This window comes from Streptomyces sp. NPDC003036 (genome assembly GCF_040611175.1).
GTDB lineage: Bacteria > Actinomycetota > Actinomycetes > Streptomycetales > Streptomycetaceae > Streptomyces.
Window position 1 is genome coordinate 80650 of sequence record NZ_JBEXNO010000026.1, and the last position, 24523, is coordinate 105172.

Sequence of the window (24523 nt, forward strand, 5' to 3'; positions counted from 1 at the left end):
GGGCGTTCGCCAGGTGAAGTTCTCTTCATCGCTGGCCTCAGCCGAGTTTCCGTTCCGGACCACCGCCCTGTCAACGCCGGTGTCCCGCGAAGCCCTCAGAAGTCCGTACGGGCGGACACGCGCGCCGACAGCCCGTAGTCCACTTCCGCGCCGTCCACCAGCAGGGCCTCGACCGTGCGGGTCTCCGGGTCGATGTCGGCCTCCATCCCCTCGCCGACGTAGTGGGGGTAGCCGGACACGCCCGTCTCGCCGGTGGCGCGCACCACGGCAGAGCGAAGGGCGACCTCCGCGAGGTGCGCCGCGTCACGGCCTTCGGCGTGCTCGGGGACCAGAAGGATCTCGAAGCGCTGCGGAACGGTGCTCATGCAGGCGACGCTAGAGACGTTCGGCGCCGTCCGCACGTCAGCGGACGGCGCTGCTGTGCGGATACGACCTAGGTGGACTCGCGGGGGATCACGCGGGCCGCCATCAGGTCGTGCCGCTCGGGGGCCGCGTCGGGGTCGCGGACGATCCGGTCGACGAGCTCGGCCAGGCGCTGGCCGGTCTCCATGGCGACCCTCACCGTCGTCAGCCGGGGCCGCAGCAGCCTGCCGAGGAGGAGGTCGTCGGCGCCGACGAGCGCCGTGTCGCCGGGGACCGCGACGCCCGCGTCCTGGAGGGCCCGCATCAGAAGCATGGCGTACTCGTCGTTGTACGCGAAGACGGCGTCGAGGCCCAGCTCGGGCCAGCGGGCGGCGAGGGCGGCGGCGGACTCCTCGGTGTAGGCGAGCGGAAGCGGCCGGACCTCGGCGCCGGCGCCCGCCGCCGCGGCGCGCACGCCGTCGAGGCGCGGCCCGGAGAACATCTCGAGCCCCGGCTCCTCGGGCACCACCACGCCGATGCGCCGGTAGCCGCGCTCCAGCAGGTGGGCGCCCGCGCACGCGCCCACCTCCCGCTGGTCCATGGCCAGGGTGTGGGCGCCTTCGACGGGCTCGGGGCCCAGCGTGATGACGGCCCGGGCGCCCGAGCGCTTGAGGACGTCGACGCCGTGCGGGGTCAGGGCCACCTCGCCGAACGAGACCACGGCGACCGGGCGCAGCTCCGCCCAGGCGCGGGCCGCCTCGTCGCCGTCGAGGCCCGTGCTGCCGTACTGCACGACGGTGTAGTCGAGGCGGCGCAGGGCGGCCTGCAGCTCGCAGAGGAAGCGGCTGTAGAGCGGGCCGACGGGGACCTGCGCGGTGGGCAGCAGCACGATCCGGGTACGGCCGGCGCGCAGGCTGCGGGCGGCGGCGTGCGGGACGTAGCCGAGCTCCTCGGCCGCCTCGCGTACGCGACGGCGGGTCGGTTCGCTGATGCGGACCGCCGCGGTGTTGTTGAGCACGTAGGAGACGGTGGCCCGGGAGACGCCGGCCAGCCGCGCGACATCGGCGCTGGTCGGGACCGGGCGTTCGGCGGGCTGTCGGGGTGTCTGGCTCATCGCTCGCGTCATCTTTCCAGACCGGTCGGCGCGCGGGTCTGGCGGTTGGCCGGAAGAGGGTGCTAGACAGTGGGCCACACATCGCTGACACGTGTCACCACGTCGATGTCATTCAGGATAAATCCCCATCCTCTGGAGGGCACTGTGGCCCTTTCCCCGCCTTCGTCCCCGTCCCCCTCCCCGTCCTCTCCCCCGGGCGCCGGTGCGTCCGGCGCCGCCGGACCCGCCTCTGCCGACGTGTCGAGTGCGCCGCGCCGGGCGACGCGCGGGCTGCTGCCGCTGCTGCTCGTCGGCAACGCGGCGATGTACGCGCTGTACGTCGGGGTCCCCGGCGTACTGCTCGCCTTGCACATCGAGGCCATCGACCCCGCCGGGAAGGTGGCCAACTTCGGCCTGGTCTCCGGCGTCTCGGCGGTCTTCGCGACCGTCTTCAACCCGGTCGCCGGGGCGCTGTCGGACCGCTCCGGCCGCCGCAACCCGTGGATCCTGGCCGGCGGGCTGCTGGCCGTGCCCGTGATGCTGCTGCTCGGGAGCGTGGACACGGTTCTGCTGGTGGCGATCGCCTGGTGTCTGGGCCAGGCGGTGATGAACGTCTACCAGGCCGCCCTCACCTCCGTGGTCCCCGACCGGGTGCCGCTGACCGCGCGGGGCCGGGCCTCGGCGGCCGTCGGGCTGGGGCTGCCGGTCGGGACGACCGCCGGTGCGCTGCTCGGCGCGGCGTTCGCCGACGACTACCGCACCGGCTATCTGGTGTTCGGCGTGATCGTGGCGGCGGCTGCCGCGCTCTTCAGCGGGCTGGCTCGTGAGGAGCGGCTGCCCGCGCGTGCGCCGATGCCGGTCCGGGCCCAGATCGCCGCCTTCGGCAGTGCGCTGCGGGCGCACGACTTCCGCTGGGCGTTCATCGGGCGGGCGCTGCTGATCCTCGGCTACTTCTCGGTCGCCGGTTTCCAGCTCTACATCCTCAAGGACCACACCGTCCTGCCGGCCGGGATGGCGGCGGAGGAGGCGGTGGCGGTCCTGATGCCGGTCAACGCCGTGGCGATGGCCGTCTCCACCGTCGTGGGCGGCTGGCTGTCGGACCGGTTCGACCGGCGCAAGCTGTTCGTGGGCGCCTCGGCCCTGCTGGCCTCGGTCGCCCTGCTGGTCCCGGCCGTGTCGACGAGCTGGACGGCGATGCTGGTCTTCTCCGTGGTCAACGGCCTCGGCTTCGGCTGCTACATGGCGGTCGACACGGCGCTCGTCACGATGGTGCTGCCGAAGGCGGAGGACGCCGCCCGCGACATGGGCGTCCTCAACGTCGCGAACGCCGGGCCGCAGATCGTCGCGCCGTTCCTCGCCTCGGTCATCGTCTCCGTCGGCGGCGGCTACACGCCGCTCTTCCTCGTCGCCGCCGCACTGTCGGTGCTGGGGGCGCTTGCCGTGCGGCCCATCCGTACCGTGTCCTGACCACTCCTGTCCTGACCACTCGCCGGGCTTTCCTCCTCCACCCCAACTCACCTTCGACGAAAGGCTTCACCGTGCGGCTGCACACCACCACGTGGGGCGAGGGCGACCGCGTCGCCCTGCTGATCCACGGCATCATGGCGGACCACCGGACCTGGCGGCGGGTGGGCCCCGCCCTGGCCGACAAGGGCTACCGGGTCATCGCCGTCGACCTGCGGGGGCACGGCGCCAGCGCCCGCGCGGGGTCGTACACCGCGCGGGGCTTCGCCGACGACGTCGTCGAGACCCTGCCGACCGGCGCCGAGCTGGCGATAGGCCACTCGCTGGGCGGGCTGGCGCTGTCGCTCGCCGTGGAGCGGCTCGCGCCGCGGCGCGCCGTCTACTCGGACCCCGCCTGGCACCTGCCGGCCGGTGACGACGGTTACCGGGGCGAGCTCTTCGCACAGGCCAAGGCCGCGACGCGGGAGCAGGTCGCCGCGATGAACCCGCGCTGGGAGGCGGTGGACGTCGACATCGAGCTGGAGACCCTGAAGGTGTGGGACGAGGCCACGGCCTACGGGCTGGAGGCTGTCGCGGGCACGGACCTGCTCCCGGCGCGACCGGTCGTGCCGTCGCTGGTGACGCTCGCCGACCCGAGCATGCTGGTGTCGGCGGAGCGCGCGGCGCTGCTGGTGGAGCGCGGCTTCGAGGTGCGTACGGTCGCGGGCGCCGGTCACACCATCCACCGGGACGACTTCGACGCCTTCATGGCGGCGCTGGACGGCTGGATCTGAGGCGCCCATCCCCTCGTTCAGGTCATGGTCGGGTCGCCCTTGATGAGGGCGAACGGTGCGCCGGCCGGATCCGTCAGCATGGCGATCCGGCCGACGCCCGGCACGGTGACCGGCGGCACGAGGGTCGTGGCGCCGAGGCCAGTGGCCGCGCCGTACACCGCGTCGCAGTCGCTCACGCCGAAGTACGGGTGCCACTCGGAGGTGGATCCGGCGAGGATGTTGTCCTTCCCCAGGCGCAGGATGCCGCCCTGTCCCGCGTCGCCCTCCTTCCCGCCGCCGGGCGCGGAGACGATGCTGTAGACGACGCCGTCGCCCATGTCCATGTCCTGGTAGTCCCAGGAGAAGACCGCGCGGTAGAAGTCCTTCGCGGCGTCGGAGTCCGTCGTGTACAGCTCGGTCCAGCACAGGGCCTTGGGCTCCATGACCACGTCCATGCCCTTGATGTCGCCCGGCTGCCACACCGCGAACTCGGCGCCCGTGGGATCGGTGAAGGCGGCCATCCGGCCCGCCGTGAAGACGTCACTCGCCTCGACGCGCACGGTGCCGCCGGCCTGCCGTACCGCGTCCATCGTCGCGTCGGCGTCGCGCGTCGTGAAGTACGTCGTCCAGGCGGAGGTCGCGCCCTCCTCCGTCAGGGGCCCGACGCCGCCCACGGTCCGGCCGTCGAGCTGGAGGAAGCCGTAGCCCCCGGAGTCCGGGCCGGCCGACTGGAAGGTCCAGCCGAACACCGCGGAGTAGAAGGCGACGGCGGCGTCGACGTCCGGGGCCCCGAGGTCGATCCAGTTCGGGGAACCGGGCACGTAATCGGTCGTCAGCATGGTGATCCTCCGATGCACGGGTCGTGACGCCACCCGGTCTCCTGCCAGGCCGGGTTCCACGCCGTGATCCAGCATGGCAGGGGGCACTGACAGGCGCCCTCCAACGGCGCCATGCCGGGGCGTCCGCACAGGTCAGCGGGGTGACACCAGGCCCGCGAACGTCTCACGGAACGCTCCGAGCGTGGCGCCCTTCGCCGTCCGGTCGAGCACCGCGAAGACGACCTCCTCGAAGTGGGCCGCGAACCGCCCCTCCCCCACCAGCAGCGCCCGGAACGCCTCCGCCACCCGCGCCGGGTCGTTGCGGAACACACCGCAGCCCCACGCCCCCAGCACCAGGCGCCGGTAGCCGCCCGACACCGCCGTCTCCAGCACCCTCTCCGCCCGCGAGGCGAGCGCAGCCGGTATGCGCCCGGCATCCTCGGGCGTACGGCTGAGGACGACGCCCGCGTTCGGCGCCGGCGAGGTCAGGAAGCCCACGGTGAACGGGGAGTCCAGCAGGCGGCCGCGATCGTCGCGGAAGACCGGCACGGCCGGGGAGTGGATCACCCGGTCGGTGTAGAACGGGCTGCGGTCGGCGCGGTGGTGGTCGTAGTACTCGGGGGCACGCAGCAGCGTGGCATGGAGCGCGGAGGCGCGGCAGAGCGCCTCCTCCTGCGCCTGCGCGCCGTTGAGGTAACCGCCCCCGGGGTTGCGCGCGGAGGCGAAGTTCAGGACGGCGACCGGGCGGTCCGGGTCGGCCTCGACGAGGCGGCGCGCGGCCTCCAGGCTGGACTCCCCGGTGACCTCGAAGCGCGTCGTGCGGTCGGTGCCGGGGGTGACGGGGACGGGCTCGGGGCCGTACATCCGGGTGCCGGCGAGGGCGGCGGCCAGCTGGGGTTCGAGGACGACCTCGCGGCCCCCGGGGGCGCGGTACCGGCCCGCCGCGACAATGTCCTCGGTCTGCTTCGCGATCCCGCGCAAACGTGCACTCATACCCGGCATCGTCGAAGATCAACCGGACGCGCCGCAAACGCTTTTCCGCGCCTCGCACATCACCCGGGCGCACTCTTGTGCGAACGGACAGCGGTGGCTTAGGTGGAACGGAAGCCTTCGACAGGAGGAGTCCCATGCCACCGTGCGACCTGCCGGAGAGCGGCACCCCGCTCTCCGAGGACGAAGCCGAGGACCTGTTGCGATGCATCTGTTTCAAGACGGGCCCTCCGCGTACCACCGGAGTCGAGCTGGAATGGTTCGTCCATGAACCGCACGTCCCGCAACTCACCGTCTCCCCCGACCGGTTGCGCACCGCCTTCACCCGGCTGCGCACCCTTCCCCTGAGGTCGGCGCTCACCGTCGAACCCGGCGGGCAGCTGGAGCTCAGCTCGCCGCCCGCGGCCTCCCTCATGGAGTGCGTCACCACCGTCTCGGCCGATCTGGCCGCCGTACGCGGCGCGCTCGGCGGCCTCGGCCTCACCCTCGCCGGTTTCGGCACCGATCCCTGGCAGCCGCCGCGCGCCCGGCTGCTGCGCGAGCCGCGGTACGACGCCATGGAGGCGTACCTCGACCGGTCCGGTCCGGCCGGACGGGCCATGATGCGCGACTCGGCCTCCGTACAGGTCTGCCTCGACGCGGGACACGAGGAGCCGGGACCGCTCGGTTTCGAGCGGCGCTGGCGGCTGGCGCACGCGCTCGGGCCGGTCCTGGTGGCCGCCTTCGCGAACTCGCCGTCCCTGCACGGCGCCCGGACGGGATGGCGCTCGACACGGCAGTCGCTGTGGTCGCAGCTCGATCCCGTACGGGGCATGGCGCCGCCGCTCGCCGGGGAGCCGCGCGCCGCGTGGGCCGCGCACGCACTGGACGCGCCGGTGATGTGCGTCCGGGGCGACGAGGGGCCGTGGGCGGTCCCGGACGGGCTGACGTTTCGGCAGTGGCTGCGCGAGGGGCGCCCCAGAGCCGCGACCCGCGCGGACCTCGACTACCACCTGACCACCCTCTTCCCGCCCGTACGGCCGCGTGGCCACCTCGAACTGCGCATGATCGACGCCCAGTCGGGCGAGGACGGCTGGATCGTCCCGCTCGCCGTCACGGCCGCGCTGCTCGACGACCCGGAGGCCGCCGACGCGGCGTACCGCACGGTCGGCCCCCTGCTGGACGACACGGGACCCGTCGGCCCGCCGCGTGACGCGCTGTGGACCACCGCCGCCCGGGACGGGCTCGCGCATCCGGCGCTGCACGCCGCCGCCGTCTCGTGCTTCGCGCTCGCCCTGGAGGCGCTGCCCCGCATCGGGGCCGGCCCGGCCGTACGGGACGCGGTGGCCGCCTTCCACGAGCGCTACGTCGTACGGGGCCGGTGCCCCGCAGACGATCACCTCTCCCCCATGACCGGCACCGGGACCGGCACCGGCACCCCCGGGAAGGACGTCCGTACATGACAGACCCCGACACGCTCCGGCGGCGGGCGCTCGACGCACTGACCACCGCCCGGGCGCGTACCGCGCTGCTCACCGACTGCGTGGACGACGCCGAACTGACCGCCCAGCACTCCCCCTTGATGTCCCCGCTGGTGTGGGACCTGGCGCACATCTCCAACCAGGAGGAGCAGTGGTTGCTGCGGGCCGTCGCCGGCCGGGAGGCGCTGCGCCCCGAGATCGACTCCCTCTACGACGCCTTCGAGCACCCCAGGGCCACGCGTCCCTCGCTGCCGCTGCTCGCCCCGGCCGAGGCGCGCGCGTACGCCGCCGACGTACGCGGCCGGGCCCTGGACGTCCTCGAACGCACCCCGCTGGAGGGGCGGCCGCTCGTCGACGCCGCCTTCGCCTTCGGGATGATCGCCCAGCACGAGCAGCAGCACGACGAGACCATGCTGATCACGCACCAGCTGCGGCGCGGCCCGGCCGCGCTGGACGCCCCCGCGCCGCCGCCGGCGACGGACGCGCAGGGGCTGCCCACCGAAGTGCTGGTGCCGGGCGGGCCGTTCACCATGGGCACCTCGGCCGAGCCGTGGGCGCTGGACAACGAACGCCCCGCCCACACGCGCGTGGTGCCGGATTTCCTCATCGACACGGTGCCCGTCACCAACGGCGCGTACCTGGCGTTCATCAAGGACGGCGGCTACCGCGACGAGCGCTGGTGGGCCCCGGAGGGCTGGGCGCAGATCCGTGCCCACGACATCGGCGCGCCGCTGTTCTGGCGCCGTGAGGGCGGGCAGTGGCTGCGGCGCCGCTTCGGGGTCGTCGAGCCGGTGCCCGAGGACGAGCCGGTGGTGCACGTCAGCTGGTACGAGGCCGACGCCTACGCCCGCTGGGCGGGCCGGCGGCTGCCGACCGAGGCGGAGTGGGAGAAGGCCGCCCGCCACGACCCGGCCACGGGCCGCTCCCGGCGCTACCCGTGGGGCGACGAGGACCCGACGCCCGCGCACGCCAACCTGGGCCAGCGGCATCTGCGCCCCGCGCCGGCCGGGAGCTATCCGGCCGGGCGTTCGCCGCTGGGCGTACGGCAGCTGATCGGCGACGTGTGGGAGTGGACGTCGAGCGACTTCCTGCCGTATCCGGGGTTCGCCGCCTTCCCGTACCGCGAGTACTCGGAGGTGTTCTTCGGCCCGGCGCACAAGGTGCTGCGCGGCGGTTCCTTCGCGGTCGACCCGGTGGCGTGCCGGGGCACCTTCCGCAACTGGGACCTGCCCGTACGGCGCCAGATCTTCGCCGGGTTCCGGACCGCGCGGGACGTCCAGGGCACGGAGGTGCTCTGATGTGCCGCCACCTCGCCTACCTGGGCCCCGAGGTACCGCTCGGGGACGTGCTCGTGAAGCCGGCGCACGGCCTGTACCGGCAGTCCTGGGCGCCGCGCAGGCAGCGGCACGGGACGGTGAACGCCGACGGTTTCGGTGTCGGCTGGTACGCGGACGGGGGCGCGGACCCGGTGCCCGCCCGCTACCGGCGCGCCGGGCCCGTCTGGGCCGACCTGTCCTTCGCCGACCTGGCCCGGGTGGTGCGCAGCGGTGCCCTGCTGGCCGCCGTCCGGGACGCCACCCTGTCGGGCGCCGACGCGGAGGCGGCCGCCGCGCCGTACGCCGCCGACCGGTGGCTGTTCAGCCACAACGGCGCGGTCAGGGGCTGGCCCGGCTCCCTCGCGCCCCTGGCGAGGCAGCTGCCGGCCGAGGCGCTGCTGTCCCTGGAGGCCCGGAACGACTCGGCGCTCGTGTGGGCGCTGGTCCTGCACCGGCTGCGCTCCGGGGACGAGCCGTCCGACGCGCTGGCCGCCACGGTGTACGAGGTCGCCGCCGCGGCACCCGGGTCGCGGCTGAACCTGCTGCTCACGGACGGCGAGACCATCACCGCGACCGCCTGGGGCGACACGCTCTGGTACCTGACCGGCCCCGGCCGGCGCGTGGTCGTGGCCTCGGAGCCGTACGACGACGATCCCCGATGGCGCGAGGTGCCCGACCTCACGGTGCTGACCGCCACCCGTAGCGACGTATCGCCGACCCCGCTCAAGGAGCCGCCCGCGTGAGCCCGTTCCTGCTGACCCGCACCCTGCCCGAGGACGCCACCGGGGCGGACCTGCGCGCCGACGTCCTGCACGGTCTGACCCGTACGCCGAAGGAGCTGCCGCCGAAGTGGTTCTACGACGCGCGGGGCAGCGAGCTGTTCGAGGAGATCACCCGTCTGCCCGAGTACTACCCCACCCGCGCGGAGCGGGAGATCCTGATCGCCCGGGCCGGTGAGATCGCCGCCGCCACCCGGGCCCGCACCCTGGTGGAGCTCGGTTCCGGTTCGTCCGAGAAGACCCGTCACCTCATCGACGCGCTGCTGCCGGGCCTGGAGGGCTATGTGCCGGTGGACGTCAGCGAGAGCGCGCTGCGGGGCGCGGCCGAGGCGCTGAGCGCGGAGCGGCCCGGGCTCCAGGTGCATGCCCTGGTCGCCGACTTCACCCGGGGGCTCGCCCTGCCGGGCACCCCAGGTCCCCGGCTGGTGGCCTTCCTCGGCGGCACGATCGGCAACCTGCTGCCGGAGGAGCGGGCCGTCTTCCTGCGCTCCGTACGGACGCTGCTCCAGCCCGGCGACGGGCTGCTGCTCGGCACGGACCTGGTCAAGGACGAGGGGACGCTGACCGCGGCGTACGACGACGGGGCGGGGGTGACGGCCGAGTTCAACAAGAACGTGCTGTCCGTGCTCGCCCGGGAGCTGGGCGCGGACGTCGATCCGGACGACTTCGACCACGTGGCCGTGTGGGACCGGGAGCGGGAGTGGATCGAGATGCGGCTGCGGGCGCGCGCGGCGCTGACCGTGAAGATCCCGGAGCTGGACATCGCGGTGCCGTTCGAGGCCGGTGAGGAGCTGCGTACGGAGGTGTCGGCGAAGTTCCGTCAGGAGGGCGTGCGCCGCGAGCTGGCGGGCGCGGGGCTGGAGCTGACGCACTGGTGGACGGACGCGGAGGGGAGGTTCGCGCTGTCGCTGGCGACGCCGGCGGCGGCGACCGCGGTCTGAGCGGCGCGCGCCAGGGAGCGGCGGTCGGGGTGGCGGCCGGCGGGGACCGGGGGCAGGATCCGGATCTCCGCCGTCAGTCGCCGGGCCGCCGCGACCCGCCACAGCGAGGCCGCGAGCGGGTCGTCGCCGACGAACGCGGCCGGGCCGGCCGGCTCGTACCGGATGCGTACGGGCTGGACGCCGGCGCCCGCGTCCAGGGCCGCCTGGAAGGCTGCCGGGCGGAAGCGCCCCGCGGCGCGGCCGCACCAGGTCGAGCCCTCGGGGAAGACGACCACGCGCGCGCCGCCGCGCAGCGCCCCGGCGAGCTCGCGGACGGTGCCGGGCAGGGCGCGCAGCCGGTCGCGTTCGAGGAAGAGGGTGCCGCCCCGGGCGGCGAGCGGGCCGAGCAGGGGCCAGCGCCGCACCTCGCTCTTGGCCAGCATGCGGCCGGGCAGGACGGCGCCCACGAGCGGGATGTCCAGCCACGAGATGTGGTTGGCGACCACGAGGCAGGCGCCGCCGGACGGGGGCGGGTGCGTGCCGGTGATCCGTACACGGACGCCGAAGGCGCGGAGCACCGCCCGGCACCACAGCCGCGTCAGGCGCCGTCGTACGGTCCTCCCGAGCGGCGCGGTCAGCGGCGCGCACACCACCCCGGCGAGCACGGCGAGGACCCCCGCCACCAGCCGTGCGACGGCGCGCGGCAGCGGGGCACGCGGTCCCGGATGCCGGGTGCAGTGGTGCGGGGTGCACGGGGAGGCGGGCAGCCAGGGCGAACCGAGCCGGGACCTGCTCATCAGGCGGGGGCGAGGGAGAGGAAGTGCCGCAGGTAGCGGGGGTTGGTGCGGCGCAGGGACAGCAGGACGTAGAGGTCCGCGACGCCGAAGTCCGGGTCGTGGGCGGGGGCCCCGCACACCCAGGCGCCCAGGCGCAGGTATCCGCGCAGCAGCGGGGGGAGTTCGGTGCGGGGGGCGGGGTGGGAGGCGCCTTCGGGGGACCAGAGCCTGTGCGGGGTGACCCAGTACTCCTCGGGCGCGAGGTGGCGGGATCTGACCGTGTCCCAGGTGGCGGCGGCGAGGGCGCCCCCGTCGGCGAGGGGGATGGAGCAGCAGCCGGCGAGCCAGTCGTGGCCGGTGCGGGTCATGTAGCGGGCTATGCCGGCCCAGATGAGGGAGATGACCGCGCCGTTGCGGTGGGCGGGGTGCACGCAGGAGCGGCCGACCTCGACCAGGTCGTGGCGGATGGGGCCGAGCCGGGAGAGGTCGAACTCGCCCTCGGAGTAGAGCCGCCCGGCGACGCGGGCGCGGTCGGGCGGCAGCAGCCGGTACGTGCCGACGACCTCGCCGGTCGCCTCCTCCCGTACCAGCAGGTGGTCGCAGTACGCGTCGAACGCGTCGCCGTCCAGCCCAGGTTCGGGCCCGTCGAGGCGGGCGCCCAGCTCCCCCGCGAACACCAGGTGCCGCAGCCGCTGCGCCTCCCGGACCTCCTCCTGTTCGCGGGCGAGCGAGACGGCGTACCGGGGGCGGGGTGCGGCGTGAGCGGGCTCCGGGGCGGGAGCCGGGACGGGGAGGGAAACGGGGACCGGGACGGGAGCGGGGGCGGGGAGGGAAACGGGGACGGCGGTCGGGGATGCGGGCATGGCGGTCTCCTCTGCCGGAGGGAAGGCGGCGGGCCCCGGCTGCGCCGGCCCCGCCCCCTACTTCTCCCGCGGCAGGCTGGACTCGACATGACCGTCCGGCGGAGCGCGGATGTGCGCCTGCTGAACCCCGGGTACGGCCCCGGGCCGCGGAGAGCGGGCCCCTCAGCCCGCGAGCGCCCGGGTGATCCGGTCCGACGCCGTCTTCGCCGCCCGCTTCGGGTCCTGGCCCTCGAGGACGGCCGTCATGTACGGCTTGATGGGGTTGGCCTCCTCGACCGCGGCCCACTGGGGCGCGTTGGGCGTGGCCCGGCCCCGCGCCGCGCCCGCGGCCATGGCGGCGGTGGCCTCCTGGCCTTCGACGACGGACGCCAGGGAGGCCTTGTTGGGCACGTAGCTCATGGTCCGGGCGAGGTCGGTCTGCCACTTCTCGCCCGCCAGCGCCGTGACGACCTCGATGGCGGCGTCCCGCTCCCTCGCCTTCTCGGGGACGATCAGGTCCGAGCCGCCGGTGAAGACGGCGCACGGCGTGTCGGCGGTCTTGCCGGGGATGGGGAAGAAGCCGAGCTTGCCCTTGAGGGCCGGGTTGCGCTCCTCGATGGCGGCGGCGACGCTCGGCGGCGCGATGATCTGGGCGACGTCGCCCTGGGCGAAGACGCCGGCCTGGGGCGGGGTCTCCTCGTCCGCGTCCTTGGGGCCCGGTCCGAGCTCCTGGAGGCGCTGGTAGAAGGCCATGCCGCGCAGGGCGGCGGGGGTGTCGAGCGTGCCGGTCCACACGCCGCCCTTCTCGACCGCCAGTTCGCCGCCCTCGTCCCAGACGAACCCGGCGAGGGTGTACCAGTCCTGCCCCGCGAGGTAGATGCCGTGCCGGCCACCGCCGCCGAGCTTCTCGGTGGCCTCGATCCACTGGTCGCGGGTCTTCGGGGGCGCGGTGATGCCGGCCTCCGCGAAGAGGTCCTTGTGGTAGATGACCACCCGGTTGGCCGCGTACCAGGGGATGCCGTACTGGACGCCGTTGACGCTGCCGGGGTCCTTCAGGGCGGGGAGCCAGTCGGCCTGCCCCAGGTCGCGCACGGATTCGAGCGTGAGGTCGTACAGCAGGCCGGTCTCGGCGTACCGGGCCACCTGGGTGTTGCCGACCTCGATGACGTCGGGGGCGTCGCCGCTGTGCAGGGCGGCGGTGACCTTCTTGCCGATGCCGGTCCACTCCTGGAGGGTGATGTCGAGGTCGACGGCGTGTTCGTCCTCGTACGCGCGGGTGAACCGCTCCAGGAAGTCGTCGGAGACGCTGCCCTTCATCAGCCAGACGCGGACGGTCGGTGTATGGGCTTCGTCACCGGCGAGAGCGCCGCAACCGGTCGCCGTCACGGTCATGGTCATGGCCGTCGTCAGCGCGGCGGCGCAGGCGAGGATGCGCTTCTTCACGTAGGGCACCTTTTGCGTGAACAGGAAGTGGACCCGGCGTGGGGGGAAGCGAAGGAATTCGCCACGGGCGTGATGGCTGGATTTTGGTATGGACCAATGAGCGGGTCAACCCCCTGTGCGCACCTCCGTGCCGCCTCCGTGCCCACCCCGTCGCCGCCGACGCCTCGCGGACCCCGGCGCCGTGGGGCACCGTGGAAGGAGGCATCTCCGGGCCAAGGCACCGGGCGAACGAGGAGACCTCCATGTCGCACCACACCTACCGCGTCACCGAGATCGTCGGCACCTCGCACGAGGGCGTGGACGACGCCCTGCGCAACGGCGTCGCGCGCGCGGCGGAGACGCTGCGCAACCTGGACTGGTTCGAGGTGACGCAGGTCAGGGGCCACATCAAGGACGGCCGGATCGCGCACTACCAGGTCGGGATGAAGGTCGGCTTCCGGCTGGAGGAGCCGTCGGAGCACGGCGCCTGACGGCACCGGCCCGGGCTCGGGTACGGGGCCTCCTTCTCCTGGCCCGGGGTGCGGCCCTCCCGGCCCGGGCTCAGGTACGGCCCTCCTTCTCCTGGGCCTGCTTGAGCTCGGCCGAGCTTTCCGCCCAGCGGGCCCGTACGACCGGGAAGCCCGCCCGTTCGGCCGCGTCGCAGACCAGCTCGTCGTCGTCGACGAGCATGCGGATCTCCCGGCGCTGCGCCAGCCTGCGCAGGATCTCCAGCTTGGTGTGGCGCGCCGGGCGCCGGTCGTCGTTGCGCCGCATGTGGATGCGGCCCTCGGGCAGGCCGTGTGCCGCCAGCCACGCCACGGTGTCCTGGCGGCACCGCTCGGGCCGCCCGGTCAGATAGACGACCTCGCACGCGTCGGCCGCCTCCCGGCACAGGGCCACGCCCTGTGCGAGCGGCGGGTCCTCGGGCGCCGCGGCGAAGAAGGCGTCCCAGTCGCGGGGCCTGCGCTCCAGGAAGCGCTGCCGGTGGCGGGCGTCGGAGAGCGTGTTGTCCAGGTCGAAGACGGCCAGGGGCCTGCTGTTTCGCGTCACGCGCCCCAGCGTAGGGAAGTCCCCGGCTCCGGCGGGAATCCTCGCGCGCGGCAGGCGTTGAAAGGTGCGTGAGCTCATTGATCGCCTCGGCCAGGTTCTCCGTACTGGACCGTTCCCGCACCCGCGAGGGGCAGGACGGTCCGCAGGCGCTGCGCGACACGGTGCGCCTCGCCCAGGAGGTGGAGGCGCTCGGCTACCACCGGTTCTGGGTGTCGGAGCACCACGGTGTGCCGGGCGTCGCGGGCTCGGCGCCGACCGTGCTGGCGGCCGCCGTCGCCGCCGCGACGCGGACGATCCGGGTCGGCACGGGCGGGGTGATGCTGCCGAACCACCAGCCGCTGGTGGTGGCGGAGCAGTTCGGGGTGCTGGAGTCGCTCTTCCCGGGCCGGATCGACATGGGGCTGGGCCGTTCGGTGGGCTTCACGGACGGGATACGGCGTGCGCTGGGCCGGGACAAGGAGGACGCCGGCGACTTCGCCGCCCAGCTGGAGGAGCTGCTGGGCTGGTTCGACGGTACGCAGTCGGCGCACCCCCGCGTGCGTGCCCGTCCCTCCGAGGGCCTGCGGGTCCCGCCGTACGTCCTGGCCACCGGCGAGGGCGCGGAGATCGCCGCGGCGGCGGGACTGCCGCTGGTGATAGGCGATCTGAAGGGCCGGTCGAAGGTGGTGGCCGCGATCGAGCGGTACCGTGCCGCCTTCCGCCGGTCCGCCTGGGCCGAGGAGCCGTACGTCGTCGTGGCCGGCACGGTGGCGGTCGCGGAGAGCGAGGAGGAGGCGGCGCGGCTGCTGATACCGGAGGCGTGGTCGCTGGCGTACTCCCGTACGAAGGGCGACTTCCCGCCGCTCGCGCCGCCGGAGCGGATCGCGGGCCTGGCGATGACGCCGAAGCAACGGGAGTTGTACGAGGCGGGGCTGCGCGGGCACGTCCACGGCACCGAGGAGCAGGTGCGGGACGCGCTGGAGGTGGCCGTGAAGGAGACGGGCGCCGACGAGGTGCTGGTGACGACGAGTACGTACGACCGTTCGGCGCTGGTGGACTCCTACCGCCGCCTCGCCCGCGTCGCGGGCCTGGCCGGTGCGGACGAACCGCGCTGACGCCGGGCCCGCGAGCGGAGCGGCGGCTAGGGAGTGTCCGCAAAGTAGCGTCGTCCGCCCGAAGGGCGGGCCTGGCGGCGTCTGGTGCGTGCGATCGCCAGGCAGACGGGACTGTGCGGACACGACCTAGGCCGCCGTGTCGAAGGTGTAGTGGCGGGTGTGGTCGAGCATGTCCGCCGGGGTCACGTCGTTCCAGGGGCGCATGGTGTCCCGCAGGTCCACGACGTTCGGGGTGCCGGCGGCCGGGAGGTAGGTGGAGCCGGGGTGGCGGGCCTGCCAGTCGGCCCACAGCTTGTCGATGAAGGCGTGGTGCAGCCAGAACACCGGGTCGTTCGGGGAGGCTCCGGTGGCCATGTGGCCGCCGACCCAGACGTGGACGCGGTTGTGCAGATTGACGCCGCGCCAGCCTTCCAGGTGGTTGCGGAAGCCGTCGGAGGAGCTGTTCCAGGGCGCCATGTCGTACGTCGCCATGGCGAGGACCGAGTCGACCTCGGCCCGGGTGGGCAGCTGGCGGCCGCCCGCTCCGAGCGCGCGGCGCAGGTAGTCGCGGCCGTCGACGCGGACGTTGAGGGTCCAGCGGCCGCCGGACGCGGCGAACGGCCCGTCCATCACCTGGCCGTCGCGGGAGCGGCCGGTGCCGCCCATGAAGTCCGGCGCCCACAGGGAGGAGGAGGCCGTGCGGTCCGCGGTCCAGTCCCAGTAGGGCAGGGCGACGGCCGGGTCGACGGCCTGGAGTGCCTGCTCGAACTGGAGCAGGAACCTGCGGTGCCAGGGCAGGAAGGACGGCGAGCGGTGGCCGACGCGGTCGCCGGTGTCGGTGTCGCTCATGATGAAGTCGTTGTGGGTGGAGACGAAGGAGTCGTACCGGCCACTGCGCTTGAGTTCGAGCACCGCGTCGACGAAACGCTTCTTCTCGGCGGCGGTCAGCTGGGCCTGGTTCTTGCGTACGGTCATGGTGGTGTGGCTCCGGTTCAGGACGTGGCGAGCGGGACGAGGGAGGCGCCCTGGAGTTCGCGGACGGCGGCGCGGGCCACGGCGCGGGGCGTGGCGACCGGCTCGTAGTGGTTGATCACGCTGATCCAGGTGCCGTCGGCGTTCTGCATGACGTGCAGTTCCTCGCCGTCGATGCGCACGGAGTAGCCGGAGCCGTGGCCTCCGTGGTGTCCCCCGTCGTGTCCGCCGCGGGAGGGGCCGCCCTGGATGCGGCGGCCCAGGAATATCTCGTCGAAGGGCGCGGGGCCGGAGCCGTGCGCCGACGCCGCGGCGGACGGCGCGGTGGCGGCCGTACCGGAGGCGGTGCTCTCCGGCGCGGCGGTCGCGCGGCCTGCGGCGGCGAGGCCGAGTGCCGCGCCTGCGGTGACGCTCAGGGCCTGGCGGCGACTGATTCTGGTCATGACTGAACCCCCTGGTGGTGCGGTGGTGTTTCGGCACCGGGGGCTTGGTCATGTGCCCCCGGCACGTCCCATGCCTACAGGGGGTTCTCGGAGCCTGGAATTCCGCAGGCGCGGGTTGGCCGCGATACGGACAACCCACCATCTTCGGTGCAGAATTCAACGAAGTTGATCTTGCTGTTCACGGACACACGTTCGCCCCGGACGGAAATTCTTGCGGAGAATGTGGCCATCTCGTGGAGAATCTTCCGTTCCGGGGCGATGCGCGTGGCCCGGGTCACGCCCGGGAAGTGGCTTGAATCATGCCCGCATCAGCTGCGCCGCACCTTGCGCGTGGCCCGCAGCCACTCCTTGTTCATGGCCGCGATCGACGGCAGCGGAATGCCCTTCGGGCAGGCCGTCGCGCACTCGCCGGTCAGCGTGCAGCCGCCGAAGCCCTCGGCGTCCATCTGGGACACCATGTCGAGCACCCGGGTCTCGCGCTCCGGGGCGCCCTGCGGCAGCACGTTGAGGTGGTTGACCTTCGCCGAGGTGAAGAGCATCGCCGAGCCGTTGGGGCAGGCCGCCACGCACGCGCCGCAGCCGATGCACTCGGCGTGCTCGAAGGCGAAGTCCGCGTCCGCCTTCGGCACGGGCGTGGCGTGCGCCTCCGGAGCGGAGCCGGTGGGGGCGCTGATGTAGCCGCCCGCCTGGATGATCCGGTCGAAGGCGGACCGGTCCACCACCAGGTCCTTGACCACCGGGAAGGCGGCGGCGCGCCACGGCTCGATGTCGATGGTGTCGCCGTCCCGGAAGGACCGCATGTGCAGCTGGCAGGTGGTGGTGCGCTCCGGGCCGTGGGCGTCGCCGTTGATGACGAGCGAGCAGGCGCCGCAGATGCCCTCGCGGCAGTCGTGGTCGAAGGCGACCGGTTCCTCGCCACGGAGGATGAGCTCCTCGTTGAGGGTGTCGAGCATCTCCAGGAAGGACATGTCGGACGAGATGTTGTCCACCTCGTAGGTGGCCATGGCGCCGGGGGCGTCGGCGTTCTTCTGGCGCCAGACGCGCAACTTGAGCTTCATGCGTAGCTCCGCTGGGTGGGGTGGACGTACTCGAAGACGAGGTCTTCCTTGTGCAGGACGGGCGCCTCGCCGGTGCCGCCGAACTCCCAGGCGGCGGCGTACGAGAACTCCTCGTCCTTGCGGGCCGCCTCGCCGTCCGGCGTCTGGGACTCCTCGCGGAAGTGGCCGCCGCAGGACTCGGTGCGGTGCAGCGCGTCGAGGCACATGAGCTCGGCGAGCTCCAGGTAGTCGACGATGCGGTTGGCCTTCTCCAGCGACTGGTTGAGCTCCTCGCCGGTGCCCGGCACCTTGATCCGGCGCCAGAACTCCTCGCGGATGGCGGGGATCCGCTCCAGCGCCTTGCGCAGGCCCTCGTCGGAGCGGGCCATGCCGCAGAACTCCCACATCAGCTCGCCCAGTTCGCGGTGGAACGAGTCGGGGGTGCGGTCGCCGTCGACGGCCAGCAGCCGCGCGAGCCGGTCCTCGGTCTCCCCGACCACGTCCCGTACCACCGGGTGGTCGGCGGTGACCGCGTCCGTCAGCGGGTTGCGGGCGAGGTAGTCGTTGATGGTGGACGGCAGGACGAAGTAGCCGTCGGCGAGGCCCTGCATCAGCGCGGAGGCGCCGAGGCGGTTGGCGCCGTGGTCGGAGAAGTTCGCCTCGCCGATCGCGAAGAGGCCCGGCACGGTGGTCTGGAGGTCGTAGTCGACCCAGAGGCCGCCCATCGTGTAGTGCACGGCGGGGTAGATCCGCATCGGCACCTCGTACGGGTTCTCCGCGGTGATCCGCTCGTACATGTCGAAGAGGTTGCCGTACTTCTCCTCGACCTTGGCCCGCCCCATGCGGCGGATGGCGTCGGCGAAGTCCAGGTACACCCCCTGGCCGCCGGGGCCCACTCCCCTGCCCTCGTCGCAGACGTTCTTGGCGGCCCGGGAGGCGATGTCGCGCGGCACGAGGTTGCCGAAGGAGGGGTAGATGCGCTCCAGGTAGTAGTCGCGCTCGTCCTCGGGGATCTCGTGCGGCGGGCGCGTGTCGCCCTTCGCCTTCGGCACCCAGATGCGGCCGTCGTTGCGCAGCGACTCGCTCATCAGGGTCAGCTTGGACTGGTGGTCGCCGGTGCGCGGGATGCAGGTGGGGTGGATCTGGGTGAAGCAGGGGTTGGCGAAGTACGCGCCGCGCCGGTGCGCCCGCCACACGGCGGTGGCGTTGGAGTTCATGGCGTTCGTCGACAGGTAGAAGACGTTGCCGTAGCCGCCGGAGGCCAGCACCACCGCGTCCGCGAAGTGCGTGGTGATCTCGCCGGTGATCAGGTTGCGGGCGACGATGCCGCGTGCCCGTCCGTCGACCACGATCAGGTCGAGCATCTCGGTGCGCGGGTGCATCTCCACGTTCCCGGCCGCGATCTGCCGGGACAGGGCCTGGTACGCGCCGAGCAGCAGCTGCTGGCCCGTCTGGCCGCGGGCGTAGAAGGTCCGCGACACCTGGACGCCGCCGAAGGAGCGGGTGTCGAGGAGGCCGCCGTACTCGCGGGCGAAGGGCACGCCCTGGGCGACGCACTGGTCGATGATCTCCACCGATATCTGCGCGAGGCGGTGGACGTTGGACTCGCGGGCGCGGAAGTCGCCGCCCTTGACCGTGTCGTAGAAGAGGCGGTGGACGGAGTCGCCGTCGTTGCGGTAGTTCTTCGCGGCGTTGATGCCGCCTTGCGCGGCGATGGAGTGGGCACGGCGCGGCGAGTCCTGGTAGCAGAACTGGACGACGTGGTAGCCCTGTTCGGCCAGCGTCGCGCCGGCGGAGCCGCCCGCGAGGCCGGTGCCGACGACGATGATCGTGTGCTTGCGGCGGTTGGCGGGGTTCACCAGCTTCGCCTCGAAGCGGCGCTTGTCCCAGCGCTCGGCGATGGGGCCCTTCGGGGCCTTGTCGTCCATGACCGGGGCGCCGGTCGTGTAGTCGAGGAAGCTCATGTCAGCTCACCACTCCGGTCATGACGGCGACGGGTACGGAGACGAAGCCCGCGGTCAGCACCAGCGCGAGGACGTTGGCCACGGTCTTCAGCGCGCGGTCGCGGGCGGCGTTGCCCACGCCGAGGGTCTGGGCGGCCGACCAGAAGCCGTGCCGGATGTGCAGCCCGACGGCGAGCATCGCGACGATGTAGATGACGTTGCCGTACCAGGTGGAGAAGGTCGCGACGACGTTCTCGTACGGATGGCCCGCCTGGGCGTTCGGGTTCACGGTGAGCGTCGTCAGGTCCAGGATGTGCCAGACGATGAAGAGCGCCACGATCACCCCGCCCCAGCGCATGGTGCGGGTGGCGTAGCTCGCGCGGCGGCGCTTGTGCGCGTACGCGGTGGGGCGGGCCTTGATGTCGCGCCGGCTCAGCTGGTACGCCGAGACGCCGTGGGCGATCACGGCGGTGAGCAGCACCACGCGGGCGATCCACAGCCCCCACTCGTGGTGCAGCACCGGCGCGCCCATGGTCCGCAGCCAGTGGCCGTACGCGTTGAACTCGCCGGGGCCGAAGAAAACCTTCAGGTTGCCCATCACATGCGCGACGAGGTAGCCGATCATGATCAGCCCGCTGACGGCCATGACAGTCTTCTTGCCGACGGTGGATCGCCAGAAGGTGCGCGTGAGGGACGGTTGTCGATCCGTCCGCGTTGCCAGAGCCATGCACCAGACGCTAGGGGCGGCGGGCGTGAGAGGTCCAAGACATGGTGCCGCTGATATCCATAGGGATCGGCTATCGCGGGGGCCTATCGTGGAGACATGCAGTTCCAGCAGCTGGTGTACTTCGTGGCGGTCGCCGAGACCCGGCACTTCACGCACGCCGCCGAGCGCGTGCACGTCTCCCAGCCGTCACTGTCGCAGCAGATCAGGGCGCTGGAGAAGGAGCTGGGCGCGGAGCTGTTCAGCCGGGCCCGGGGCAACATCGCGCTCACGGACGCGGGCGAGGCGCTGCTGCCGCTGGCGCGCCGCATCCTCGCGGACACCGACACCGCGCGCCACGAGGTGCAGGAGGTGGCGCAGCTGCGGCGCGGTCGGGTGCGGCTGGGCGCGACGCCGAGCCTGTGCACCGGTCTGCTGCCCGATGTGCTGCGCACCTTCCACGATCTGCACCCGGGGATCCAGCTGCTGATCGAGGAGAGCGGCTCGCACGATCTCGTACGGGAGCTGGCGCGCGGCGCGCTCGACCTGGCGCTGGTGGTGCTGCCGCTGCCGACGCCCTCTCCCGCGCTCACCACCGTCGAGCTGCTCCAGGAGGACCTGGTGGTGGTGTCTCCCCCAGGGCTTCGCCTGGGAGGTGCCCCCACCGCGGCCTCGCCGCCGCCGAGCCGCCCGGTGCGGATCGCCGATCTGCGCGACCAGCCGCTGGTGATGTTCCGGCACGGCTACGACCTGCGGGAGCTGACGGTGGCGGCGTGCCGGGCGGAGGGCTTCGAGCCGTCGTTCACGGTGGAGGGCGGCGAGATGGACGCGGTGCTCGGCTTCGTACGGGCGGGGCTCGGGGTGGCCGTCGTACCGAGCATGGTGGCGGCGAGGGCGGGCCGCGACCTGCGGGTCACCGCCCTGGCGCGGCCCGGGCTGCGCAGGACCATCGCGCTCGCGCACCGCAGCGACGTGGCGCCGCCGCGGGCGGCGCGCGAGCTCCAGAAGGTCCTGCTGCGGTCTCAGACCGCGTCCGCCAGCACCAGCGAGTGGATCCGGTCGGGGGCGCCCGGGCGGGCGTAGTACCAGCCCTGGGCGGTGTCGCAGCCCAGCTCCCGCAGTTGCTCCGCCTGCGCGCCGGTCTCCACGCCCTCCACCGTCACCGCGAGGTCCAGGCTGTGGGCCAGGGAGACGATCCCCTCGACGATCTTGAGGTCGACGGGGTCGGCCGGGTGCCGCTGCATGCCCTGGGTGAAGGAGCGGTCCAGCTTGAGCACGCTCACCGGCAGGCGGCGCAGGTTGGCCAGGTTGGAGTAGCCGGTGCCGAAGTCGTCCAGCGCTATGTCCACGCCCATCTCGGCCAGCTGCCGCAGCGGCTTGAGCAGGTCCTCGTCGGCGCCGATCAGGGCCGACTCGGTCACCTCCAGGCACAGCGCCCCGGGCTCCAGCCCGAAGCGGTCCAGTACGTCGACGATGTCGGCGACCAGACCGGTGTGGTGCAGCTGCGTCGGCGACAGGTTGACGTTGATGCGCAGCGGCCCGCCGTCCGAGTGGCGACGGTTCCAGAACCTGGCCTGGCGGACCGCCTCCTGAAGCACCCAGCGCCCGAGCGGCACGATGAGCCCGGTGTGCTCGGCGAGCGGGATGAACCGGTCGGGGCCGAGCACCCCGTGCTGCGGGTGGCACCAGCGCACCAGGGCCTCGGCGCCGTGCACGCTGCCGTCGCCGAGGTGGACGAGCGGCTGGTACTCGATGAAGAACTCCTCGCGCTCCAGCGCCGCCGGCAGCGCGGTGGTCAGACCGTGCCGGGTGATGGCGCGGGCGTCGGCCTCCGGGTCGGCCCGCTCGAAGCGGTTGCCGCCCGCCGATTTAGCCCGGTACATGGTGATGTCGGCGCTGCGCAGCACCTCCGCGGAGCCGCGTTCCCCCGCCGGCCCCTCGACGATGCCGACGCTGCCGCGCACGGTGAGCTCCCGGCCGTCCAGCCGGATGGGCGTGGCGAGGGCGGCGAGGATGCGGTGGGCGAGCTCGTCGGCCTGGCGCTCGGTGTCCGTGCCGGTGGTCAGCGCCACGAACTCGTCGCCGCCGAGGCGGGCGACCATCTCCCCCGGCCGGGTCGCGACCGACTGGAGCCGGTCGGCGACCTCCACGAGCAGCCGGTCGCCGGCCGCGTGGCCGAGGCTGTCGTTGATGGCCTTGAAGCCGTCCAGGTCGAGGTAGCAGAGCCCGAAGCGGGCGCCGTCCCCGGCCGAGAGGGCCTTGTCGAGCCGCTCGAAGAACAGCGTCCGGTTGGGCAGCCCGGTGAGGGCGTCATGAGTCGCCTCGTACCGCAGCCGCAGGTTGAGCAGGCGGCGTTCGGTGGTGTCCTCCATCAGCGCCAGGGTGTACTGCGGGTTGCCCTCGGTGTCCCGCAGCAGGGAGACCGTGAGGTTCGTCCACAGGACGGTGCCGTCGCCGCGGTAGAAGGGCTTCTCGACGCGGAAGTGGTCGCGCTCGCCGCGTACGAGCTCGCCGTAGAGCTTCCAGACCTGCGGCGCGTCCTCGGGGTGGACCCACTCGGACACCTTGCGGCCGCGCACATGGCGCTCCAGGCCGCCGAACATACGGGTGAGGGCCCCGTTGACCTCCAGCACGTTGCCCTCGAGGTCGGCGATGCCGATGCCGATGGCCGCGCCCTCGAAGACCGCCCGGAAGCGGGCCTCGCTGGCGTGCAGCGCCCGTTCGGCGAAGCTGCGCGCCGAGAGCGCCGAGCGGGCGATGGACTCCTGCTCGGCGAGGGTGCGCTCGCGCAGCGCCTGCGCGAAACCGGCCGCCAGGGCGTGCTGGAGCCGGGCGCAGCGGGCCCGGAGCTCCTCGGCGGGGAGGTCGGTCAGCCCGGCCGGGCCCGGCGCTTCGGCGTCCCGGCAGTACAGCACCAGGTAGGAGTCGACCACGCCGAGGGTGCGGCTGAGCGCGTCGGGGTCGGTGCAGTGCGCGGCCACCAGGGCGGCGCCGACGCCGTGCGCGGGCGCCGGGTCGAACGGCCGGGCGTGCAGCGCGGCGCTCAGCTCCCGGGCGAGCGGCAGCAGGTGCCGCTCGAATTCGGGGCGGGTCAGCGACGTGGCGGTGACCGGGAAGATCGCCCGGCTCCAGATCGTCGCGAACCGCCGGAGTCTGTCCTCGAGGCCGTCCGGCTCCGCGCCGGATCCCGCCCCGGGTTCCTGCGGCGGCACGCTCACGCCTTGCGCCCCACCCCTGCGAAGCCCGCGAAGGCGTATGGATCCTCCTGCTCGACCGGGCTGTCGGGCTCGGGCCGCCAGTACGGCATCGACACGACACCGGGCTCGACGAGCTCGAACCCGTCGAAGAACCGCGCCACCTCCTCCCGCGAGCGCATGACCAGTGGGTTGCGGATGTCGCGGTAGACGCCCACCGCGCCACCCGCCCGCTCCTGGGGTACGGGGATGCCCTCGAAGGAGGCGTGGGTGACGATCAGCAGGCTGCCGGGGGCGAGGGCGTCGCGCAGTTCGGCGACGGACCGCTGGGGGTCGTCGGCGTCCTCCAGGAAGTGCAGGACCGCCACGAGCAGCAGCGCGACCGGGCGGTCCAGGTCGAGCAGCCCGGTCGTCTCCGGGGCGGTGAGGATGTCCTGGGGCTTGCGCAGGTCGGCGGCGGCGACGGCGGCGTGCTCGTTGCCCTCCAGGACGGCCTTGCTGTGGGCGACGGCCACGGGATCGTGGTCGACGTACACCACGCGGGCGCCGGGGCGGGCGTCTTGGGCGATCTCGTGGACGTTGCCGAAGGTGGGGATGCCGGAGCCTATGTCGAGGAACTGGTCGATGCCCTCGTTCGCGGCGTACCGCACCGCGCGGCGCATGAACGCCCGGTTCGCCTGCATGATTTTGGGCAGGCCAGGCATGAACTCCATGGCCCTGCGCGCGGCTTCCCGGTCCACTTCGAAATTGTGCGAGCCGCCCAGGTAGTAGTCGTAGATGCGGGACACGCTCGGCACCGAAATATCGATACCCGGCGGGGCCCAGGCGGGACGCTCCATCGATGTCTCCAACAAGTAGCCACGGGGGATGCGGCCGTGTTCATGGCCGGTGTTCGAGCCGAGGCTACTGATCGCCCGCCAGGAGGGCGAGAGGAAACGGAAAATAGCGGTCCGTTCTTGGTCACACGCCTTTGGCACGTGCGGGTTCACCAGGCGGTACGGGACCGGGCCCGCCGGTCCGCGCGGGGGGCGGGCGCCCCGGGGGCCGCCGGGGGGGCGCCCCGGGGGGGGATGGGCCCCCCGGGCGGGCCGGCGGGCCCCCCGACCACGGTGTGGAGCGGGGACGTTGCGCAGC

Annotated in this window: 23 protein-coding genes and 1 pseudogene; 9 read left to right on the forward strand and 15 right to left on the reverse strand. The window is 73.2% G+C overall.

What is annotated here, in order from left to right:
• Positions 1 to 95 precede the first annotated feature (95 nt).
• Both ABZX67_RS20445 and ABZX67_RS20450 read right to left on the reverse strand, forming a co-directional pair.
• On the reverse strand, positions 96 to 365 hold the full coding sequence (locus ABZX67_RS20445) for a hypothetical protein (protein ID WP_355362094.1): 270 nt from the start codon (positions 363 to 365) through the stop codon (positions 96 to 98).
• A gap of 68 nt (positions 366 to 433) precedes the next feature.
• The gene (locus ABZX67_RS20450; RefSeq protein ID WP_355362096.1) at positions 434 to 1456 is read right to left on the reverse strand and encodes a LacI family DNA-binding transcriptional regulator; all 1023 of its coding nucleotides are present in this window, start codon (positions 1454 to 1456) and stop codon (positions 434 to 436) included.
• Positions 1457 to 1693: 237 nt separating this feature from the next.
• Between ABZX67_RS20450 and ABZX67_RS20455 the strand changes: the two genes are divergently transcribed.
• Together ABZX67_RS20455 and ABZX67_RS20460 are read left to right on the forward strand one after the other, a co-directional pair.
• On the forward strand, positions 1694 to 2902 hold the full coding sequence (locus ABZX67_RS20455; protein ID WP_355362098.1) for an MFS transporter: 1209 nt from the start codon (positions 1694 to 1696) through the stop codon (positions 2900 to 2902).
• A gap of 71 nt (positions 2903 to 2973) precedes the next feature.
• Positions 2974 to 3672, forward strand: coding sequence for an alpha/beta hydrolase (locus ABZX67_RS20460; protein WP_355362100.1), 699 nt, complete (start codon positions 2974 to 2976; stop codon positions 3670 to 3672).
• 17 nt (positions 3673 to 3689) lie between these two features.
• Here the strand turns inward: ABZX67_RS20460 and ABZX67_RS20465 are convergent, their stop codons facing one another.
• Complete coding sequence (locus tag ABZX67_RS20465; protein ID WP_355362102.1) at positions 3690 to 4490, reverse strand: VOC family protein; 801 nt, start codon at positions 4488 to 4490, stop codon at positions 3690 to 3692.
• A gap of 132 nt (positions 4491 to 4622) precedes the next feature.
• A complete protein-coding gene (locus ABZX67_RS20470) occupies positions 4623 to 5462 on the reverse strand; it encodes a TIGR02452 family protein (RefSeq protein ID WP_355362104.1) in 840 nt (279 codons plus the stop codon).
• A gap of 134 nt (positions 5463 to 5596) precedes the next feature.
• On the opposite strand from ABZX67_RS20470, the gene egtA reads away from it, so the two are divergent.
• Genes egtA through egtD form a run of 4 tightly spaced genes read left to right on the forward strand, consistent with a single transcriptional unit; the run spans position 5597 to position 9955 of the window.
• Positions 5597 to 6901 carry an ergothioneine biosynthesis glutamate--cysteine ligase EgtA gene (egtA, locus tag ABZX67_RS20475; protein WP_355362106.1) on the forward strand — a complete coding sequence of 435 codons (1305 nt, stop codon included), beginning with the start codon at positions 5597 to 5599 and terminating at the stop codon, positions 6899 to 6901.
• Positions 6898 to 8217 carry an ergothioneine biosynthesis protein EgtB gene (gene egtB / locus ABZX67_RS20480; RefSeq protein WP_355362108.1) on the forward strand — a complete coding sequence of 440 codons (1320 nt, stop codon included), beginning with the start codon at positions 6898 to 6900 and terminating at the stop codon, positions 8215 to 8217. The genes egtA and egtB overlap by 4 nt, the downstream gene beginning before the upstream one ends.
• Complete coding sequence (gene egtC, locus ABZX67_RS20485) at positions 8217 to 8978, forward strand: ergothioneine biosynthesis protein EgtC (RefSeq protein ID WP_355362110.1); 762 nt, start codon at positions 8217 to 8219, stop codon at positions 8976 to 8978. The genes egtB and egtC overlap by 1 nt, the downstream gene beginning before the upstream one ends.
• Positions 8975 to 9955, forward strand: coding sequence for an L-histidine N(alpha)-methyltransferase (egtD, locus tag ABZX67_RS20490; RefSeq protein WP_355362112.1), 981 nt, complete (start codon positions 8975 to 8977; stop codon positions 9953 to 9955). The genes egtC and egtD overlap by 4 nt, the downstream gene beginning before the upstream one ends.
• Before the next feature lie 173 nt (positions 9956 to 10128).
• Here the strand turns inward: egtD and ABZX67_RS20495 are convergent.
• The 3 genes and pseudogenes from ABZX67_RS20495 to ABZX67_RS20505 form a co-directional block, all read right to left on the reverse strand.
• Positions 10129 to 10731: pseudogene (locus tag ABZX67_RS20495) on the reverse strand (lysophospholipid acyltransferase family protein); the annotation flags it as partial.
• Positions 10731 to 11573, reverse strand: a complete 843-nt coding sequence (locus tag ABZX67_RS20500) for a GNAT family N-acyltransferase (RefSeq protein ID WP_355362114.1) — start codon at positions 11571 to 11573, stop codon at positions 10731 to 10733. The pseudogene ABZX67_RS20495 and the gene ABZX67_RS20500, both read right to left, overlap by 1 nt.
• Positions 11574 to 11735: 162 nt before the next feature.
• On the reverse strand, positions 11736 to 12995 hold the full coding sequence (locus ABZX67_RS20505) for an extracellular solute-binding protein (protein ID WP_355362116.1): 1260 nt from the start codon (positions 12993 to 12995) through the stop codon (positions 11736 to 11738).
• A 242-nt stretch (positions 12996 to 13237) separates the two neighbouring features.
• Between ABZX67_RS20505 and ABZX67_RS20510 the strand changes: the two genes are divergently transcribed.
• Entirely contained in the window at positions 13238 to 13465 is a 228-nt protein-coding gene (locus tag ABZX67_RS20510) for a dodecin (RefSeq protein ID WP_355362118.1), read from the forward strand.
• 70 nt (positions 13466 to 13535) lie between these two features.
• Here the strand turns inward: ABZX67_RS20510 and ABZX67_RS20515 are convergent, their stop codons facing one another.
• Positions 13536 to 14024, reverse strand: a complete 489-nt coding sequence (locus ABZX67_RS20515; RefSeq protein ID WP_355362120.1) for a hypothetical protein — start codon at positions 14022 to 14024, stop codon at positions 13536 to 13538.
• Between the two features lie 68 nt (positions 14025 to 14092).
• On the opposite strand from ABZX67_RS20515, the gene ABZX67_RS20520 reads away from it, so the two are divergent.
• Positions 14093 to 15118 (forward strand): MsnO8 family LLM class oxidoreductase, encoded by a 1026-nt coding sequence (locus tag ABZX67_RS20520; protein ID WP_355362122.1) that lies wholly within the window; start codon positions 14093 to 14095, stop codon positions 15116 to 15118.
• A 126-nt stretch (positions 15119 to 15244) separates the two neighbouring features.
• On the opposite strand, the gene ABZX67_RS20525 is transcribed toward ABZX67_RS20520, so the two are convergent.
• From ABZX67_RS20525 to ABZX67_RS20545, 5 genes are all read right to left on the reverse strand, one after another.
• A complete protein-coding gene (locus ABZX67_RS20525) occupies positions 15245 to 16072 on the reverse strand; it encodes a tyrosinase family protein (protein WP_355362123.1) in 828 nt (275 codons plus the stop codon).
• Positions 16073 to 16089: 17 nt separating this feature from the next.
• Entirely contained in the window at positions 16090 to 16512 is a 423-nt protein-coding gene (locus tag ABZX67_RS20530) for a tyrosinase cofactor (RefSeq protein ID WP_355362124.1), read from the reverse strand.
• A 308-nt stretch (positions 16513 to 16820) separates the two neighbouring features.
• The gene (locus ABZX67_RS20535) at positions 16821 to 17570 is read right to left on the reverse strand and encodes a succinate dehydrogenase/fumarate reductase iron-sulfur subunit (RefSeq protein ID WP_355362126.1); all 750 of its coding nucleotides are present in this window, start codon (positions 17568 to 17570) and stop codon (positions 16821 to 16823) included.
• Complete coding sequence (locus tag ABZX67_RS20540; RefSeq protein ID WP_355362128.1) at positions 17567 to 19513, reverse strand: fumarate reductase/succinate dehydrogenase flavoprotein subunit; 1947 nt, start codon at positions 19511 to 19513, stop codon at positions 17567 to 17569. The genes ABZX67_RS20535 and ABZX67_RS20540 overlap by 4 nt, the downstream gene beginning before the upstream one ends.
• A 1-nt stretch (position 19514) precedes the next feature.
• Positions 19515 to 20219, reverse strand: a complete 705-nt coding sequence (locus tag ABZX67_RS20545; protein ID WP_355362130.1) for a succinate dehydrogenase cytochrome b subunit — start codon at positions 20217 to 20219, stop codon at positions 19515 to 19517.
• 96 nt (positions 20220 to 20315) lie between these two features.
• Between ABZX67_RS20545 and ABZX67_RS20550 the strand changes: the two genes are divergently transcribed.
• A complete protein-coding gene (locus ABZX67_RS20550) occupies positions 20316 to 21278 on the forward strand; it encodes a LysR substrate-binding domain-containing protein (protein ID WP_355362132.1) in 963 nt (320 codons plus the stop codon).
• Here ABZX67_RS20550 and ABZX67_RS20555 read toward each other — a convergent pair.
• Together ABZX67_RS20555 and ABZX67_RS20560 are read right to left on the reverse strand one after the other, a co-directional pair.
• Positions 21218 to 23407 carry an EAL domain-containing protein gene (locus tag ABZX67_RS20555; RefSeq protein WP_355362140.1) on the reverse strand — a complete coding sequence of 730 codons (2190 nt, stop codon included), beginning with the start codon at positions 23405 to 23407 and terminating at the stop codon, positions 21218 to 21220. The genes ABZX67_RS20550 and ABZX67_RS20555 overlap by 61 nt on opposite strands.
• A gap of 2 nt (positions 23408 to 23409) precedes the next feature.
• Positions 23410 to 24228 (reverse strand): SAM-dependent methyltransferase, encoded by an 819-nt coding sequence (locus ABZX67_RS20560; RefSeq protein ID WP_355362134.1) that lies wholly within the window; start codon positions 24226 to 24228, stop codon positions 23410 to 23412.
• Positions 24229 to 24523: the final 295 nt, after the last annotated feature.

What these genes read in the sequence shown, in the direction of transcription:
- ABZX67_RS20445 (WP_355362094.1), bottom strand. Translation starts at nt 365, where the DNA reads ATGAGCACCGTTCCGCAGCGCTTCGAGATCCTTCTGGTCCCCGAGCAC.
- ABZX67_RS20450 (WP_355362096.1), bottom strand. Translation starts at nt 1,456, where the DNA reads ATGAGCCAGACACCCCGACAGCCCGCCGAACGCCCGGTCCCGACCAGC.
- ABZX67_RS20465 (WP_355362102.1), bottom strand. Translation starts at nt 4,490, where the DNA reads ATGCTGACGACCGATTACGTGCCCGGTTCCCCGAACTGGATCGACCTC.
- ABZX67_RS20470 (WP_355362104.1), bottom strand. Translation starts at nt 5,462, where the DNA reads ATGAGTGCACGTTTGCGCGGGATCGCGAAGCAGACCGAGGACATTGTC.
- egtA (WP_355362106.1), top strand. Translation starts at nt 5,597, where the DNA reads ATGCCACCGTGCGACCTGCCGGAGAGCGGCACCCCGCTCTCCGAGGAC.
- egtB (WP_355362108.1), top strand. Translation starts at nt 6,898, where the DNA reads ATGACAGACCCCGACACGCTCCGGCGGCGGGCGCTCGACGCACTGACC.
- egtC (WP_355362110.1), top strand. Translation starts at nt 8,217, where the DNA reads ATGTGCCGCCACCTCGCCTACCTGGGCCCCGAGGTACCGCTCGGGGAC.
- ABZX67_RS20500 (WP_355362114.1), bottom strand. Translation starts at nt 11,573, where the DNA reads ATGCCCGCATCCCCGACCGCCGTCCCCGTTTCCCTCCCCGCCCCCGCT.
- ABZX67_RS20510 (WP_355362118.1), top strand. Translation starts at nt 13,238, where the DNA reads ATGTCGCACCACACCTACCGCGTCACCGAGATCGTCGGCACCTCGCAC.
- ABZX67_RS20525 (WP_355362123.1), bottom strand. Translation starts at nt 16,072, where the DNA reads ATGACCGTACGCAAGAACCAGGCCCAGCTGACCGCCGCCGAGAAGAAG.
- ABZX67_RS20530 (WP_355362124.1), bottom strand. Translation starts at nt 16,512, where the DNA reads ATGACCAGAATCAGTCGCCGCCAGGCCCTGAGCGTCACCGCAGGCGCG.
- ABZX67_RS20535 (WP_355362126.1), bottom strand. Translation starts at nt 17,570, where the DNA reads ATGAAGCTCAAGTTGCGCGTCTGGCGCCAGAAGAACGCCGACGCCCCC.
- ABZX67_RS20540 (WP_355362128.1), bottom strand. Translation starts at nt 19,513, where the DNA reads ATGAGCTTCCTCGACTACACGACCGGCGCCCCGGTCATGGACGACAAG.
- ABZX67_RS20545 (WP_355362130.1), bottom strand. Translation starts at nt 20,219, where the DNA reads ATGGCTCTGGCAACGCGGACGGATCGACAACCGTCCCTCACGCGCACC.
- ABZX67_RS20550 (WP_355362132.1), top strand. Translation starts at nt 20,316, where the DNA reads ATGCAGTTCCAGCAGCTGGTGTACTTCGTGGCGGTCGCCGAGACCCGG.
- ABZX67_RS20560 (WP_355362134.1), bottom strand. Translation starts at nt 24,228, where the DNA reads ATGGAGCGTCCCGCCTGGGCCCCGCCGGGTATCGATATTTCGGTGCCG.